Annotated in this window: 14 protein-coding genes and 3 pseudogenes; 12 read left to right on the forward strand and 5 right to left on the reverse strand. The window is 72.2% G+C overall.

The genetic code is table 11. The features are described from left to right. Positions 1-134: 134 nt before the first annotated feature. The gene (locus QFZ82_RS05690) at positions 135-971 is read right to left on the reverse strand and encodes an alpha/beta fold hydrolase (protein ID WP_307712080.1); all 837 of its coding nucleotides are present in this window, start codon (positions 969-971) and stop codon (positions 135-137) included. Positions 972-1460: 489 nt separating this feature from the next. Here QFZ82_RS05690 and QFZ82_RS05695 point away from each other — a divergent pair, with 489 nt between their 5' ends. Next, positions 1461-2186, forward strand: a complete 726-nt coding sequence (locus QFZ82_RS05695; protein ID WP_307712081.1) for an alpha/beta fold hydrolase — start codon at positions 1461-1463, stop codon at positions 2184-2186. Positions 2187-2302: 116 nt separating this feature from the next. On the opposite strand, the gene QFZ82_RS05700 is transcribed toward QFZ82_RS05695, so the two are convergent. The 3 genes from QFZ82_RS05700 to QFZ82_RS05710 form a co-directional block, all read right to left on the reverse strand. Next, positions 2303-3283: a pirin family protein gene (locus QFZ82_RS05700; RefSeq protein WP_307712082.1), complete on the reverse strand. Its 981-nt coding sequence runs from the start codon at positions 3281-3283 to the stop codon at positions 2303-2305. 86 nt (positions 3284-3369) lie between these two features. Next, complete coding sequence (locus QFZ82_RS05705; RefSeq protein ID WP_307712083.1) at positions 3370-4557, reverse strand: low temperature requirement protein A; 1188 nt, start codon at positions 4555-4557, stop codon at positions 3370-3372. A gap of 50 nt (positions 4558-4607) precedes the next feature. Beyond that, positions 4608-5975 (reverse strand): NAD(P)/FAD-dependent oxidoreductase, encoded by a 1368-nt coding sequence (locus QFZ82_RS05710; RefSeq protein WP_307712084.1) that lies wholly within the window; start codon positions 5973-5975, stop codon positions 4608-4610. A 239-nt stretch (positions 5976-6214) separates the two neighbouring features. On the opposite strand from QFZ82_RS05710, the gene QFZ82_RS05715 reads away from it, so the two are divergent. The 5 genes and pseudogenes from QFZ82_RS05715 (at position 6215) to QFZ82_RS05735 (ending at position 10572) form a co-directional block, all read left to right on the forward strand. Next, the gene (locus tag QFZ82_RS05715) at positions 6215-6793 is read left to right on the forward strand and encodes a Dps family protein (RefSeq protein ID WP_307712085.1); all 579 of its coding nucleotides are present in this window, start codon (positions 6215-6217) and stop codon (positions 6791-6793) included. 179 nt (positions 6794-6972) lie between these two features. Continuing rightward, positions 6973-7569: a helix-turn-helix domain-containing protein gene (locus tag QFZ82_RS05720; protein WP_307712086.1), complete on the forward strand. Its 597-nt coding sequence runs from the start codon at positions 6973-6975 to the stop codon at positions 7567-7569. Positions 7570-7799: 230 nt separating this feature from the next. Continuing rightward, positions 7800-8132: pseudogene (locus QFZ82_RS05725) on the forward strand (FAD-dependent oxidoreductase); the annotation flags it as partial. Further along, a complete protein-coding gene (locus tag QFZ82_RS05730) occupies positions 8130-9116 on the forward strand; it encodes a proline racemase family protein (RefSeq protein ID WP_307717635.1) in 987 nt (328 codons plus the stop codon). The pseudogene QFZ82_RS05725 and the gene QFZ82_RS05730, both read left to right, overlap by 3 nt. A gap of 43 nt (positions 9117-9159) precedes the next feature. Further along, positions 9160-10572 carry an aminopeptidase P family protein gene (locus QFZ82_RS05735; RefSeq protein WP_307712087.1) on the forward strand — a complete coding sequence of 471 codons (1413 nt, stop codon included), beginning with the start codon at positions 9160-9162 and terminating at the stop codon, positions 10570-10572. Here QFZ82_RS05735 and QFZ82_RS05740 read toward each other — a convergent pair. Next, a pseudogene (locus QFZ82_RS05740) lies at positions 10525-10704 on the reverse strand (NAD(P)-binding protein); the annotation flags it as partial. The gene QFZ82_RS05735 and the pseudogene QFZ82_RS05740 sit on opposite strands and share 48 nt — an antisense overlap. 48 nt (positions 10705-10752) lie before the next feature. On the opposite strand from QFZ82_RS05740, the pseudogene QFZ82_RS05745 reads away from it, so the two are divergent. The 6 genes and pseudogenes from QFZ82_RS05745 to QFZ82_RS05770 all read left to right on the forward strand — a co-directional run. Then, positions 10753-11124, forward strand: a pseudogene (locus QFZ82_RS05745) (aldo/keto reductase); the annotation flags it as partial. Positions 11125-11377: 253 nt separating this feature from the next. Further along, entirely contained in the window at positions 11378-12088 is a 711-nt protein-coding gene (locus tag QFZ82_RS05750) for an isochorismatase family protein (protein ID WP_307712088.1), read from the forward strand. 37 nt (positions 12089-12125) lie between these two features. Then, positions 12126-13163, forward strand: a complete 1038-nt coding sequence (gene argC / locus QFZ82_RS05755) for an N-acetyl-gamma-glutamyl-phosphate reductase (RefSeq protein WP_307712089.1) — start codon at positions 12126-12128, stop codon at positions 13161-13163. A 115-nt stretch (positions 13164-13278) separates the two neighbouring features. Beyond that, positions 13279-14430, forward strand: a complete 1152-nt coding sequence (gene argJ / locus QFZ82_RS05760; RefSeq protein WP_307712090.1) for a bifunctional glutamate N-acetyltransferase/amino-acid acetyltransferase ArgJ — start codon at positions 13279-13281, stop codon at positions 14428-14430. Continuing rightward, complete coding sequence (argB, locus tag QFZ82_RS05765; RefSeq protein WP_307712091.1) at positions 14427-15410, forward strand: acetylglutamate kinase; 984 nt, start codon at positions 14427-14429, stop codon at positions 15408-15410. The genes argJ and argB overlap by 4 nt, the downstream gene beginning before the upstream one ends. Then, positions 15407-15598, forward strand: a complete 192-nt coding sequence (locus QFZ82_RS05770; protein WP_307712092.1) for a hypothetical protein — start codon at positions 15407-15409, stop codon at positions 15596-15598. Before argB ends, QFZ82_RS05770 begins: the two co-directional genes overlap by 4 nt. Positions 15599-15603 lie beyond the last annotated feature (5 nt).

The following is a 15603-nucleotide window of genomic DNA, read 5'->3' on the forward strand; positions in this document are numbered from 1 at the left end:
GGGCACGGAGGCCGCCGGCGATCCGACCGGGCCACCGCCGATGAGGTGCGGCGGCCCGGAAGCCGGCGTTCACAGGCCGGGCCCGGCCGTGGTGGCCGGGCCCGGGTCGGCAAAGCGCTTCGGCGGAACGGGGGTTACTTCGCCAGGAAGGCGAGGAGCGCGGTGTTGACCTCCTCCGCGTGGGTCCACAACAGTCCGTGCGGGGCGCCCTCGACCTCCACGTAGTCCGCGGAGGGGAGCGCCTTGCGGAACGGCCGCGCGGTGCCCTCGACGGGCAGGATCCGGTCGGCCGTACCGTGCAGGATCAGGGCCGGCACGTCGACGGCCCGGATGTCGGCCCGGAAGTCGGTGTACCAGGTCGACGGTGCGGCGGCGGCGGCGAAGAAGCCGCCGCCCGCCGCCACGTTCCAGCTGTTGCGGACCGCCTCCTCGCTGATCCTGGTGCCCAGGTTCTCGTCGAGGTTGTAGAAGTCCGCGAAGAAGTCGCTGTAGTAGGCGTACCGGTCCGCCTTGACGGCCGCGACCACGCCGTCGAAGAACTCCTTCGGTGCGACGCCGTCCGGGTTGTCGTCGGTCTTGAGGAGACAGGGCTCCAGCGAGGCCAGGAAAGCGACCTTGGAGACCCGGGCGGAGCCGTAGGCGGACACGTACCGGGCGACCTCACCGGTGCCCATCGAGAACCCGACCAGTACCGCGTCCCGCAGGTCGAGGGTCTCCATCACGGTGTTCAGATCGGCGGCGAAGGTGTCGTAGTCGTAGCCGGCCGTCGGCTGACTCGACTGCCCGAAGCCCCGGCGGTCGTAGGTGATCACGCGGTAGCCCGCTTGGAGCAGCACGGCGCTCTGCCGCTCCCAGGAGTGGCCGTCGAGCGGGAAGCCATGGATGAGGACGACCGGCTGCCCGGTTCCGTGGTCCTCGTAGTAGAGGTCGATGGTGGTGGAGTTCTCCTGGCCCACAGTGATGTACGGCAAGTGCTCGTTCCTTCGTCCGGATTGGCTGGCGCGTGCGCAGGGCCGCGCTCCCCCGTGGATGAGCGCGCGGCATACGGACCGCACGGCCCGTCGGGGTCGCCGCAGAACGTTCGCGGCATGCGCGCGCGGGGTTCTCACCACGCTAGGGCGAACGTCCCTCCGCCCATTGTCCTCGAGCGCACCGCTCCTTGTCCGCAAGCGCAGGGACGTGTCCCTGATCCCGACCGGGTCGCGCGTGCCCGCGGCGGCACCCCGTCGATGGGAGCGGGCCTTCCGGACGCAGGCGCGGACGGGCCAGTGGTGGTGCACCGACAGGCAAGACGCCTGCGCCGGCCGCCCATAGCGTGCCGTTCACACCCGCGGCTCATCGCCCGGCCCGGACACCGCGTGCGCCGGTCCGGCCGGGCGGAGCGCCTCGGCCGGGCAGCCCCGTCCGAACCGCCCCGCCGCGCGTCAGCCGATCACACGACATCTACAGGGAGTTGTGCCTTGTCCCGTTCCGACAGCCCGACCGTGGTCCTGGTCCACGGCGCCTTCGCCGACGCGTCCAGCTTCGCCCGCGTCATCCCCGAACTCATCGACCGCGGACTGGACGTGGTCGCCCCGGCGGTGCCCAACCGCAGCCTGCTCGGCGACTCCGCCTACATCGCTTCGATCGTCCGTCAGATACCCGGCCCGGTCGTCCTGGTCGGTCACTCCTACGGTGGCGCCGTCATCACCGTCGCCGGCGCCGAGGACAACGTCCGCGCGCTCGTCTACCTGGCCGGCTACGCCCTGGAGGAGGGCGAGAGCCTGGGCGAACTGCAGGGCCGCTTCCCCGACTCGGACCTCGCCACCGCGCTCGTCCAGACCTCCTTCCCGATCGAGGGCTCCAGCTCTCCCGGCACCGACGTCTCGGTCCGGGTCGACAGGTTCCCGTCCGTCTTCGCCGCCGACGTCGACCCCCGCCTCGCCTCCGTGCTCGCCGTCTCCCAGCGTCCGCTGGCCGCCCAGGCCTTCACGGAGAAGGCCCCGAAGGCGGCATGGAAGACCAAGCCCTCCTGGGGCCTGGTCGCCGCGGCCGACCGCACCCTCAACCCCGATGTGGAGCGCTTCGGGTACGAGCGGGCCGGCATGACGACCGTCGAGATCGACTCCTCGCACCTGGTGATGCTCGCTCATCCCAAGGCCGTCGCCGAGCTGATCGAGGAGGCCGTCCTGGCCACCGCCGGCTGACCCGGCCTTCCCGTCGGACGGTCGCCGCGCGGCGGAGGCCGCCGAGACCGGACGGCCCGGCCGTCCGGTCGGAGCGGCCGTCCGGTCGGAGCGGCCGTCCGGGCCGTCGTACGCCTTCAGTGCCGCGGCGGGTTCCTGCGCGGTGTGATGGGGGTGCGGGGAAGGGCGGGGGCGGGAAGGCGGTCGCCGTCGTATCCGTCGACCCTGCCGAAGCGGTCGGATGCGTTCTCCCACGCCTCTCTCGCCTCGACGATGTCGTCGTGGCTGCGGCCGATGAAGTTCCACCACATGAGGATCTGCTCCTCGAACGGCGCCCCGCCCAGCAGGACCGCCCGTGCGGCGGTGTCGCCTTCGTTCGTCAGCGAGAGCGTGTCGTTGCCCGTGCCGAGGTAGCCCAGGTCCGCCGGCTGCAGAAGTGTGCCGGCCATGCCGATGCTCCCGTGGTCGACGAGGAGGCCGTGCTCGAAGCCGGCGTCCGTCCCGAGCGTGATCGTCGAGCGCGGCTCGAGAACGATCTCGGCGCCGAGCAAGGGCGTGAAGGTCCGCACCGGAGAGGTGTCACCGGCGAGCGCGCCCAGGAACACTCTGACCTCGGCGCCGTCCACCCGGACCGGGTCCGGGACGTAGTGCTGGAAGTCCCGGCCGGTGTGCCGGTGCTCTTCGGGAAGCGCCACCCACAGCTGGACGCCGTGCAGGATCGTGGTGCGGGCGGTGGAGACCTCCGAGTGGCTGATGCCGTACCCGCCCGTCATGAGATTCAACTCACCGGGCCGTACGAAGGCATGGCTGCCGAGACTGTCCCGGTGCTCGATCTCCCCGCTGAACAGCCAGCTCACCGTCTGCAGACCGGTGTGCGGGTGGGGCGGGACGTCCATGCCGCCGGTGTCGGCGACGTCGTCGGGGCCGTAGTGGTCGATGAAGCACCACGCCCCGATGAGCGTCCGGGCGCGCTGCGGCAGCGTGCGCCGCACCGTCATCGCCCTGGGGCCGCCCAGCGGGACGTCCCGCGCCGCAAGGACCTCGACCTTCGGCACGCTCTCACGCCGGACCGCTGACCCGCAGCGCAGTTCGGCGGGATGCGTCTCGACGTTGCTCATGGCATGCCCCTCTCGCTCAAGAATGATTCTATATTCAACGAACACCTCTCGCGCCGGTCCGGTCGCGGGCCCGTCCGGCGGCCTCCTCACGAGCCAGCACAAGCACCCCGTGCGTCGACGGATCCCCCGGCGGTGATCCGAAGGCGCCGGGCGTCGCCCGCCGCGACCACCGCGACCAGGACCGCCAGCAGGCCGCCGGCAGCGAGGGCCGGCGCCGGGGACCACGCCGCCGCCAGCACGCCGACCGCGGCGACGGGATACGGGGCCCGCTCGGCCGCGGTTCTCTGGTGGGGCCGGAGGTGTACGGCCCAGACCGTGATCAGGAAGACCGCCGCGGGGACGGTGACCGCCGCGCCGGCAACCGCGGGCGAGGTGCCCGTGTGCCCCGTGACGTGATCGGCGTACGCGGCCAGACCGGCTCCCTCCGCGGTCGCCGAGGCGAAGATCAGGTAGTGGCCGTAGGCCCAGGTGAACCTCCTGCGGTGGGCCTGGTGCGTCGTGGCCAGCAGCGTGTGTGCGGGTCTGGCGAAGTACAGCCACCACATCGCGAAGGCCATGAGCAGGCCGCCGGCCGCCAGGGCGTACAGCGAGCCGAGGCCGTGGGGCCGGTCGAAGGCGCCCCGCACTGCGACGGTGGCGGCCGCGACGGACTCCCCGAGGACGATGAGGGTGAAGAGCTGGTAGCGCTCGGCGATGTGGCGCGGATGCCATGGGGTCATCCCGGCGGACTGGGCCCACACCGGGACGCAGAGCTCGGCGACGATCATCACCACGATGCCCGGCAGCCGCGCCGACACCGGGAGACCGAGCAGGCCGACCCAGCCGATCTGACACGCCGTCACTCCCCCCGCGAAACGCAGCGTGGTGGCCCGCCGCGCGGGGTCGGACCACGCGGCCCGCAGCCACAAGGCGGCCAGCGCCGTACGCAGGACGACGTATCCGAGGGTGATGACCCGCAGATCGCCCTCCTCGAACGCGCGGGAGACACCGGCGGCGAGCACGAGCGACCCGGTGATCTGGACCAGCACCGTCAACCGGTACGGGACATCGTCCGGGTCGTAGGCCGAGGCGAACCAGGTGAAGTTCATCCACGCCCACCAGACGGTGAAGAAGACCAGCGCGAAGCGCAGGGCGCCGGTGACGTACTCCCCGTGGAGCAGTGCCTCGTGCAGGCTCTCGGACGCCTGCGCCACCGCGATGACGAAACACAGGTCGAAGAGGAGTTCCAGAGAGGAGGCGGGCCTGTGGGACTCGCCGGGGTCGCGGCCCGGCATGGTGCGCCGGCGCCCGGACGGCGGGTGGGCGTGGGTGATCCGTGAGCGGCTCAGCGGAGGGCTCCGAGTGCGGCCTCGACCGTCCGGTGGAAGGTCGGGTAGGTGTAGATCATGTGCCGCAGCCGGTCGACGGGCACCTCGGCGTGCACGGCCACGTTCAGCCCGTACAGCACTTCGCCCCCTGTCGGCCCCGCGGACGTCGCACCGATCAGCACGCCCCGCTCGGCGTCCTCGACGAGTTTCACGAAGCCCTCGTTGCCCGGGCCGTGGATCCAGCCTCGCGTGGAGGACGCGACGGCCGGCACGCTGGTGCGCACCCGCAGCCCGCGCTCCCGTGCCTGACGCTCCGTCAGGCCCACGGCTCCGATCTCCGGATCGGTGAAGGTGACGCGGGGCAGCGCCCGGTAGTCGGCGTCGGGACCGGGCTGCCCGAGGATGTCCCGGACGGCGATCTGCGCCTGGTACATCGACACATGGGTGAAGGCGCCGCGGCCGGTGATGTCGCCGACCGCCCACAGCCCGTCGCCGGCCCGCATCTGCCCGTCCGTGGGCACGGCTCCCGCCGCCGGGTCCAGCCCGACCGTGTCGACCGCCAGCGCGGCCAGGTCGGCGCGGCGGCCGGTGGCGACGAGCAGCCGTTCGGCCTGCAGCGGCTCCGCGTCCCCCTCCAGCCGTACGGTGAATCCGGTGCCGTCATGACGGACCTGCCGGGCCCGTGCGCCGGTGAGGACGGTGACACCGTCCGCCCGCAGAACCTCCGCGGCCAGGTCCCCGGCTTCCGGTTCCTCCTGCGACAGCAGCCGGTCCTGGCCCTCGATCACCGTGACCTCGCACCGGAAGCGGGCGAAGAGCTGGGCGAGTTCGACGCCGATGGCGCCCCCGCCGAGAACGAGCATCGACGCCGGCAGCTCCTTGGCGGCCATGGCGTCCCGGTTGGTCCAGTACGGCGTCCCCTCGAGCCCGGGCACCGGAGGGATCCTGGGCCCGGTGCCGGTGGCCAGGACGACGCCGCGCCGGGCCTCGAAGGTGCGATCGCCGACCGTCACCCTGCGCGGCCCGGACAGGCGGCCCCTTCCCCGGACGAGCCGGCCGCCCTTGGCCGCGAGACGGTCGGCGGCCACCTGGTCGTTCCAGTCGTCGGTGGCCTCGTCACGGATGCGCCCGGCGACCTTGCCCCAGTCCGGCGTCACGACCGCTTCGCCGGCGAGGGCGGGCACCCGGCCCGCCTCGGCGAGCAGATTCCCGGCCCGGATCATCATCTTGCTCGGCACGCACCCCCAGTACGGGCACTCGCCTCCGACGAGTTCGGCCTCGACGCCCACCACGTCCAGTCCGGCTTCGGCCAACGTACCCGCGACGTGTTCACCACCCGGCCCCAGCCCGACGACCACCACGTCCGCCTGCTCGTTCGTGCTCATGCCTGCCTCTCCTCGTCCTTCGGGCTCCACGGGCGCGGGGCCGTCCGGCCGAGGCTAGGCCGGCCTGCCGAAGGCCCGTGTCCGACGGCGCACGGCTGCTTGCCCGAGAGCGAACGACGTCCCGTGCCCCCGCGCTGTGCACGCCCGGGCACGTCCGCGTGCACTGCCGGACAACGCGGCTCCCTGCGGGCGCCTAGCGTCCCTCGGGTACGCACAGCACGGCACCGCAGGAGGCAGACATGACCAGCACGTCCGAGACCGTGGGCAGCAGCCAGCCGTGGCTGCACCAGAAGGGCGAGGTGATCCAGGAGTTCGGGACCGTCAAGCAGTTCCCGGTCGGCCTGTCCTACGAGGCACGGATGTACTCCTGCCAGCGCCTGAACAAGGTCCTGGCGGACACGCAGATCCTCTACGGCCTCTACAAGAAGCATCACTGGCTGATGCGCGGCGCGACCTTCTACCAACTGCACCTGGTCCTGGACAAGCACGCGGGGGAACAGCTCGAACTCGTCGACACGATCGCCGAACGCGTCCAGTCCCTCGGCGGCGTCGCGGTGGGCGACCCCCGGCACGTCGCGGAGATCACGTCGATCCCGCGGCCGCCGGACGGGGTCGAGCAGGTGCCGGCGATGCTGTCACGGCTGCTGGAGGCCCACGAGGCCATTCTCGTCGACGCCCACGACGCAGCCGCCCGGACGGCCGCGCTCGGTGACGACGGCACCAACGACCTCCTGGTCTCTCAGGTGATCAGGACCGGCGAACTGCAGGCGTGGTTCCTGGCCGAGCACCTGGTCGACACCCCGCTGGTCCGCGCGTAGGGATCCGTCGGATCAGGGTGCGGACCGCGGCGGCCCGGACCACCGTGCCGCGATCAGGCCCCGGCGACGAGAGGTTCGACGACGGTCTTCGCCGGCGCGGCGGTCCCCGCGTCGTCGGCTATGGTCGGGCTACCGAACACGCGCCGTTCGGTATACAGAACGCTGGAGGGGAAAGCGTCGTGAGCGAGCAGACCGGATCGATCCAGGGCATGCTGGCCGCCAATCTCAAGCGGGCGAGGACCCTGCACGGCCTGTCCATCTCCGAACTCTCCAGGCGCTCCGGGATCGGCAAGGCGACGTTGTCCCAACTGGAGTCGGGCAACGGCAACCCGACGATCGAAACCGTCTTCAGCCTGTCCCGCGCCCTGCAGATGCCGGTGTCCGACCTCCTCGACACCCGGCCGCCCGGCGGCGTGACCGTAGTGCGCTCGAAGGACGTCGAACCCCTCAGCGGCGAAGGCGTCGACCTGCGCGCGCTGCGCCTCATCCGGAGCGACAACACCACGTTCGAGGTCTACGACCAGCAGTTCCGCGCCGGCCACCGGCAACGCTCCCTGGGCCACGCGGGCACCGAGCACACGGTCGTCCAGTCGGGGAGGCTGGAGGTCACCGTGGACGGGCACGAGGTCGAGCTGGGCCCGGGCGACTACGTGGGCTTCGACGCGGCGCTCCCCCACTCCTACCTGGCGACCGACGGGCCGGTGCGTTCCGTGCTGCTGCTCCAGTACCTGGCCGGGCAGCCGGCCGGGGACGGCACCCCGCATTCGGCGCCCTGACCGGCGGCTCCACAGCCTGCCGCGACCGGACCGTTGACACCTTCTCTTGGGCGCCCATAGTCTCACGTCGTTCGTTAAAGCGAACGGAGGGGGACGATGAACGGAACGCACGTGGCCGTGCTCGGCGCGGGAATCGCCGGTGCCGCGTGCGCCCGTGACCGGCCCTCTGCGGATTCCGCGTCACGGTCGTCGACCGCGGCGCCCCCACCGGTGCGACCACCTCGCACGGCGAGGGGAACATCCTGGTCTCCGACAAGGGACCCGGACCGGAACTCCAGCTCGCCCAACTGTCCCGCAGGCTCTGGCCGAAGACCTTGGCCGCCGTAGCCGAACGCTCCGACCGCGGCGCACGAGCGGCCGCCGCGGTCGAGTGGGAACCCAAGGGCGGCATCGTGGTGGCCACCACCGAAGCCGGGGCCGCCGCACTGGCCGAATTCGCCGGCGCCCAGCGCGCTGCCGGGCTACGGGCCGAGGCCCTGGACGCCGCAGCGCTCGCGGAGGCCGAGCCCCGGATCGCGCATGGCCACACGGCGGCGCCGTACTACCCCGAGGACGCCCAGGTGCAACCCGCCGGTGCGGCCGTCGCCCTGCTCACGGACGCGCTCGCGGCAGGCGCGTCCCTGCCGTACCGCGTCGGCCGTGCCGCGACCGAGGTCGGCGGCCTGCCCGCCGTCGTACCGGAGATCTCCGGCCGGGCCTGGATCACCGGCACGGCGAACCATCTCCTCGACCCGTCCGATCCGTTCCCCCACGGGTTCGTCCTGCAGCCCCTCGCCGGAGGGCCGGCCGCCGCCCGGTCACCGGACCTCCATCTCCTCGTCCTGCCGTCTGGAGTCATCGCCATGTCCGGAGCCGCCCTGCCCGGAACGCCCGCCGAAGAAGGGGACGAAGCCGCTGTCCCGCCTGCGAGAAACCATCGTGTCCACGGACGGGGCGGCTCCGTCGTCCTGAGGCCGGACCGTGCACTGTCCGCCACCGCCGCGGCGGCCGTTGTGATCACCCCGGCCGCTGCCGACGCCCGGGGGGCCGAGATCGCCCAGGGCTACGCCGCGTCGCTCACCCTCGGCGCGGGCCGGTTCCGCACCGACCCGGGCCTCCTCTTCGTCCCGGCGGGGCACAGCATCGTCTACGAGATCGCCTGGCAGGTCCGCGGCATCCCGGCCGCGCCCGCGCTCAACGCGCGGATCGCCGAGGGCTGTCTGTCGGGGGCCGCAAGACTCGCCGACCTCGCCGGCGCCCGGAAACTGGTGTGGCCCGACGACGAGACGACCTTCGCGCCGCGCCTGCTCGTGCTGGACGGATCAGCTTTCACCCCCGCACTGTCGGACGCGGCCCGGGAGTGCTTCGGACCTCTCGGCCTCGTCATCCTGTACCAACGGCTGGAAGCCGTACCGGAGATGGTGTCGGCGCTGCCGGGCCAGTCGACCGTCGCCCTGCACGCCGAACCGCAGGAGACCGACCAACTCCCCCGTCTGGCAGCAGCATTGAGCGAGCACAGCGGCCGGTTCCTGTGGAACGACCGGCCCGCGGCGTACGGGCCCTTCTGAACCCGCCTGCCCCTCTTCCGGAAACCAAGAAAAGGTGCATGACATGAGCAAGCGCCGAAAGAACGGCCTCTACGGAGAACCCTCGCCCGAACTGTCCGCCCTGATGAGGTCGGGCTGGGCGGACACAGAACAGCGCGACCTGAAACCCCTGGAGCAGGCGCCCTACGCCGCACGGCGGCGCGCCGCCCTCTCGGCCCGCTTCCCGGGCGAGCGGCTCGTCATCCCGTCGGGCAACCTCAAGATCCGCTCGAACGACGCCCACTACCCGTTCCGCCCCTGCACCGGCTACGTCCATCTGACGGGCGACCAGTCCAGGGACGGCGCGCTCGTGCTGGAGCCGCGCCCCGGCGGCGGGCACGACGCGTACTGCTACCAGCTCCCGCGCGACGCCCGCGACAGCGACGAGTTCTGGACGGGTGACACCGCGGAGCTCTGGATGGGCCGCCGTCACAGCCTCGCCGAGGCGGAGCGGCTGCTGGGTCTTCGCTGCCGCGACGTGCGCGCCGCGGCCACGGAACTGGCCGCTGCTGCCACCGTTCCCACGCGCATCCTGCGAGGCCACGACCCCGTGCTCGAAGCCGCCGTCGACACCGACGAGGAGCGGGACGCCGAGCTCGAGGAGACGCTGAGCGAGCTTCGGCTGGTCAAGGACGAGTGGGAGATCCGCCAGCTGCGGGCGGCCGTGGACTCCACGGTGCGGGGCTTCACGGACTGCGTGCGCGAGCTGTCGCGGGCCGTCGCCACCTCCGAGCGCTGGGTGGAGACGACGTTCTTCCGCCGCGCCCGGCTGGAGGGGAACGACGTCGGCTACGGCTCCATCTGCGCGGCGGGCGAGCACGCCACGATCATGCACTGGACCCGCAACGACGGGCCTGTGCGGCCCGGTGAACTCCTGCTGCTCGACGCCGGTGTGGAGACGCACACCCTCTACACAGCCGACGTCACCCGCACGCTTCCCATCAGCGGCGCCTTCACTCCTGTCCAGCGGAAGGTCTACGACGCGGTGTACGAGGCGCAGGAGGCCGGGATCGCCGCCGTGAAGCCGGGCGCGCACTACCGGGACTTCCACGAGGCCGCCCAGCGCCACCTGGCGGAGCGGCTCGTCGAGTGGGGCTTCGTCGAGGGGCCGGCCGGGCGGGCGTACGAGCTCGGGCTGCAGCGGCGCTTCTCCATCGCCGGAACCGGCCACATGCTCGGTCTGGACGTGCACGACTGCGCCCAGGCGCGCAACGACACTTACGTGGACGCGCCGCTCGAGCCGGGCATGGTCCTCACCGTCGAGCCGGGCCTGTACTTCCAGGCGGACGACCTCACGGTGCCCGAGGAGTTCCGGGGCATCGGCGTGCGCATCGAGGACGACATCCTCGTCACGGCGGACGGCAACGAGAACCTGTCGGCAGGCCTTCCCCGCAGGGCCGACGACGTGGAGGCATGGATGCGGGACCTCGCGGGCTGAGCGCGGCGCCGCCGGCGTGGACTGGGCGTCGAGAACGACGAAGTCCAGGCCCTGGCGGCGCAGGAGGCAGCCGGCGGCGAGCCCTGCTTGGCCGCCGCCGACCACCACCACCACACCGACGCGCTGCGTCATGAACCCGCGGGCGACAACTGCTGGGGCCGCGCGCCCACCGTTGTGACCGCCAGCGGTCAGGCACCGGTGGTGTGCGTCCAGAACCCCTACGGCGTCGACGCGCCCGGCGGGAAGGACATGCTCCAGGCATGCGCGGAGCGCGGCATCGCGTTCGTGCCCTTCTTCTCCATCGCCGGCGAGGGACGCGAGGCCGGAGGCGTCCGGGGCGAGCACGACGAGGTCCACGCCGTGGCCCGTGCGCACGGCGTCTCACCTGCGCAGGTCCGCCCGGCATGGATCCTGCGGCAAGGCGAGCATGTGCTCGCCATCCCCGGGACGGGCGACCCGGAACACCTCGTCGACAACGTGGCAGCGGGCGCACTCCGGCTGACGGAGGAAGAATGCCGGATTCTCGATGCGATCGGTCGCCGCGCCTCCTGACACCCGCCGGTTACGCGTGCCTGAGCAAGCCTCAGACCCCATACGTCATGTCCCGCTGCGCACAAGCCGTCGGCGCCGACCACAGGACGGTGTGGACGCACAGGCAGGAGGCAAGTTAGGTTAGCCTTACCTCAACAGCAGGGGCCTGGTTCCACGCCGACCGAGCCACCACAGGCGTGCAACTTAGGTTAGGCTAAGCTAAACATTCGAGGGTGGGTGCGGCTTCGCGCATGTCACCAGGGGAGGAATCACCATGGGCCTGCCGGCCATCGGCTCCTACCCCATGCCGGGTCCCGGCGCCCTCCCCAGCTCCTGCGCCTCCTGGACCGTCGACCCCGGTCGCGCCGCGCTCCTGGTCCATGACATGCAAAACCACTTCGTGGAGGCGTTCCCGGCCGGCCAGTCCCCGGTCGTGGACCTCGTCGACAACATCGCGGCCCTGCGCGAACTCGCCGGGGCTCTCGGCATGCCGGTGGTCTTCAGCGCCGAGCCGGCCGCCCAACGGCCCGGACAGCGCGGCCTCGTCGCGGACGTCTGGGGCCCGGGCATCGGCGACGAACCCGACGCGGCCGCGATCATCGCTCCGCTCACGCCCCGCCCCGGCGAGCACCTGCTCGCCAATGTGCGCCAGAACGCCTTCCTCCGCAGCCACCTCGGGAGGCTGCTGCGTTCGGAGGGTCGCGACCAGCTGATCGTCTGCGGGGTGTACGCCCATCTCGGCGTCCTCCTGACGGCCGCCGACGCCTTCATGAACGACATCCAGCCCTTCGTCGTCGCCGACGCCGTGGCGGACTTCTCCCCCGAGGAGCACGCCATGGCCCTGCGCTGGGCCGCCAGGAGCGGTGTGGTGTGCACGACCGAGGCCCTGTTGCGCGACCTCCTGCTCAACAGGGCGCCGCGAGACGTTCGCCGGGACGCGTGGCCGAGTCCCCGTGGCGGCAACACTGCGGCGCCCACCCTGTGACGGCAGCCCTCACACGTACCGAGAGAGACGGAAGAACATGACCGTAAGGGTCGCGGTGGCCGGTGCCAGCGGCTACGCGGGCGGGGAGATCCTCCGCCTGCTGGTGTCGCATCCCGGCGTGGAGATCGGCGCGGTGACCGCGCACAGCAGCGCGGGCCGTTCCCTCGGGTCCGTACAACCGCAGCTGGCTGCGCTCGCCGACCGGGTTCTCGACGGGACTTCGGCGGCCGCTCTGCGCGGTCACGACGTGGTCTTCCTGGCCTTGCCGCACGGCCAGTCGGCCGCGCTCGCACGGGAGTTGGGCCCCGGCACGCTGATCGTGGACTGCGGCGCGGACTTCCGGCTGCGTGACCCGGCGGCCTGGGAACGCTTCTACGGCTCCGCCCACGCCGGGACCTGGCCCTATGGGCTCCCGGAACTTCCGGGCGCCCGGAAGCAGTTGAAGGGCGCCCTGCGCATCGCGGTACCCGGCTGCTACCCAACGGCGGTCACGCTCGCGCTGTTCCCCGCCTACGCGGCCCGGCTGGTGGAGCCGGAGGCCGTGATCGTCGCAGCCAGCGGGACGTCGGGCGCCGGACGAACGCTCAAGCCGCACCTGCTCGGCGCCGAGGTGATGGGCTCCATGAGCCCGTACGGAGTCGGGGGCGGCCACCGGCACACACCCGAACTGACGCAGAACCTCTCCCGGGTGGCGGGCGAGCAGGTCACGGTCTCCTTCACGCCGACTCTGGCTCCCATGCCCCGGGGCATCCTCGCCACCTGCTCGGCCCGCCTGCGCCCGGACACGGCCGCGGCGGGGGAGCAGTCGGTACGCGCGGCGTACGAAGCCGCGTACGCCGACGAGCCGTTCGTCCGGATGCTGCCGCCCGGCCAGTGGCCTTCGACGGCCGCCGTACTCGGCTCCAACACCGCCCAGGTGCAGATCGCCGTGGACCCGGACGCCGGCCGGCTGATCTGTGTGAGCGCCATCGACAACCTGACGAAGGGCACCGCGGGTGGCGCGGTGCAGAGCATGAATGTCGCCCTCGGCCTGCCGGAACGGCTGGGCCTGCCCACGAATGGAGTGGCTCCGTGAGTGACGCGCGCGCAGCCGCCGGTCCGGAGTCGACGACGATGCCCCCACCTCTGCCCCGCGCGGACGGTGGGGGAACCACCCAGGCGTCAGCTCTGGGGGAGAACGGAGAAGCACAGTGAGCGTGACCGCCGCCCGTGGATTCCTCGCCGCCGGCGTGGCCGCCGGCATCAAGGAATCCGGTGACCGCGATCTGGCCCTGGTGGTGAACCGGGGGCCGTCGCCCGCCGCCGCCGGCGTCTTCACCTCCAACCGCGTGCAGGCCGCGCCCGTACGCTGGTCACGACGCGTTCTGGCCGACGGCCGGATATCGGCCGTCGTCCTCAACTCCGGTGGAGCCAACGCCTGTACGGGGGAGCCCGGCGCGGTCGACGCGCGGCTGATGGCCGAGCACACGGCACGGGCGGTGGAGGTGGACCCGCACGAGGTCGCGGTGTGCTCCACCGGCCTCATCGGCGTGCGGCTGCCGATGGACCGCGTCACCGCGGGCATCGCCACCGCCGGAGACCTGCTGTCGCCGGAGGGCGGCGAGGAAGCGGCCGTCGCGATCAAGACGACGGACTCGGTGCACAAGACCGCCGTCGTCTCCGGGCCCGGCTGGACGGTGGGCGGCATGGCGAAGGGCGCGGGCATGCTCGCCCCTGGTCTCGCCACCATGCTGGTCGTCCTCACCACGGACGCGGAGGTGAGCGCGGCCGCGCTCGACTCGACGCTCCGGGCGGCGGTGCGTACCACCTTCGACCGGGTGGACTCGGACGGCTGCATGTCCACCAACGACACCGTCCTGCTGCTCGCGTCGGGCGCCTCGGGCGTCGTACCCGATCCCGAGAGCTTCACCGAGGCCGTGCACGCGGTGTGCCTGGATCTGGCCCGGCAGTTGGTGGCCGACGCCGAGGGCGCGTCCAAGGAGATCGAGGTGACGGTCGTCGGCGCGGCCTCGGAGGACGACGCCGTCGAGGTGGGCCGGTCCATTGCCCGGAACAATCTCCTCAAGTGCGCACTGCACGGCGAGGACCCCAACTGGGGGCGCGTACTGTCCGCGATCGGCACGACGTCGGCCGCCTTCGATCCGGACCGTCTGGACGTGGCGGTCAACGACGTCTGGGTGTGCCGGAACGGCGCGGCGGGCGAGTCGCGGGACAAGGTCGATCTGTCGGGGCGCCGGATCACGGTGACGGTGGATCTGCGCTCCGGCGAGTCCTCCGCGGTGATCTGGACCAACGACCTCACGGCCGAGTACGTCCACGAGAACAGCGCGTACAGCTCATGAGCGGGCAGGGGACGACACAGACGGGGACGCTTCCCTTCGGACGGCTCGACGCCGCGTTCGCCGACGCCACCGCCGAACCGACCGCCGACGCCACCGCCGAGCTGCCCTGGCTCGAGGAACTCCAGGGCCGGACGGTCGTCGTCAAGTTCGGCGGCAACGCCATGGTGGACCCCGCACTCCACCGGACGTTCGCCCAGGACGTCGTGGAGCTGTGGCACGCGGGCCTGCGCCCGGTCGTCGTACACGGCGGCGGACCGCAGATCAGCGCCATGCTCGACCGCCTCGACCTGGAGGTCCGCTTCGAGGCGGGGCTGCGGGTGACCACGCCGGAGACCATGGACGTGGTCCGGATGGTGCTGACCGGCCAGGTCCAGCGGGAACTCGTCGGCGCCCTCAACGCCCATGGCCCCTTCGCCGTGGGCATGTCCGGCGAGGACGCGCACACCATGACCGCCGTACGGCGCCCCGCGTGGGTGGACGGCCGGCACGTGGACATCGGTCTCGTCGGCGAGGTCGTGGCCGTGGCACCCGGCACCGTGCGCACGCTGCTCGAGGAGGGCCGCATCCCCGTGGTCTCGCCCATCGCGCGGGGGGCGGACGGCGAGGTCTACAACGTGAACGCCGATCTCGCCGCGTCCGCGCTGGCCGTGGCCCTCGGCGCGGAACGGCTGGTGGTGCTGACCGACGTCGAGGGGCTGTACGCGGACTGGCCGCGGAGCACCGAGGTGATCGACCGCCTGACGGCCGGTGAACTGGACGCACTGCTGCCGGAGCTCGCGAGCGGCATGCTCCCGAAGATGGAAGGCTGTCTGCGGGCGGTACGAGCGGGTGTCCGCAAGGCCCAGGTCATCGACGGCCGGGTGCCGCACGCCCTGCTGCGCGGCGTCTTCGCCGAGGACGGACCGGGCACGACCGTGGTTCCGGACCCGGCCCCGGAGCGCGAGGCCGAGGAGCGCGCGGCCGGGGAGGACGGCGCGTGACCGCCGACGACAGCACGAGACCGCTCACGGACCGCTGGCGCGCGGTCATGGTGGACACGTACGGCACTCCCCCGCCGGCACTCGTCCGGCGCCGGGGCAGCACGGTTCGGCCGGCTCCGGCGCTCACGGTGACGGACCATCAGGTAGACGCACTGATGCGGGCATTGCCGGAGATCCTCGACGCCTGAGGCTC

Origin of the sequence: Streptomyces sp. V4I23, from assembly GCF_030817975.1 — a bacterium.
Classification (GTDB): domain Bacteria; phylum Actinomycetota; class Actinomycetes; order Streptomycetales; family Streptomycetaceae; genus Streptomyces.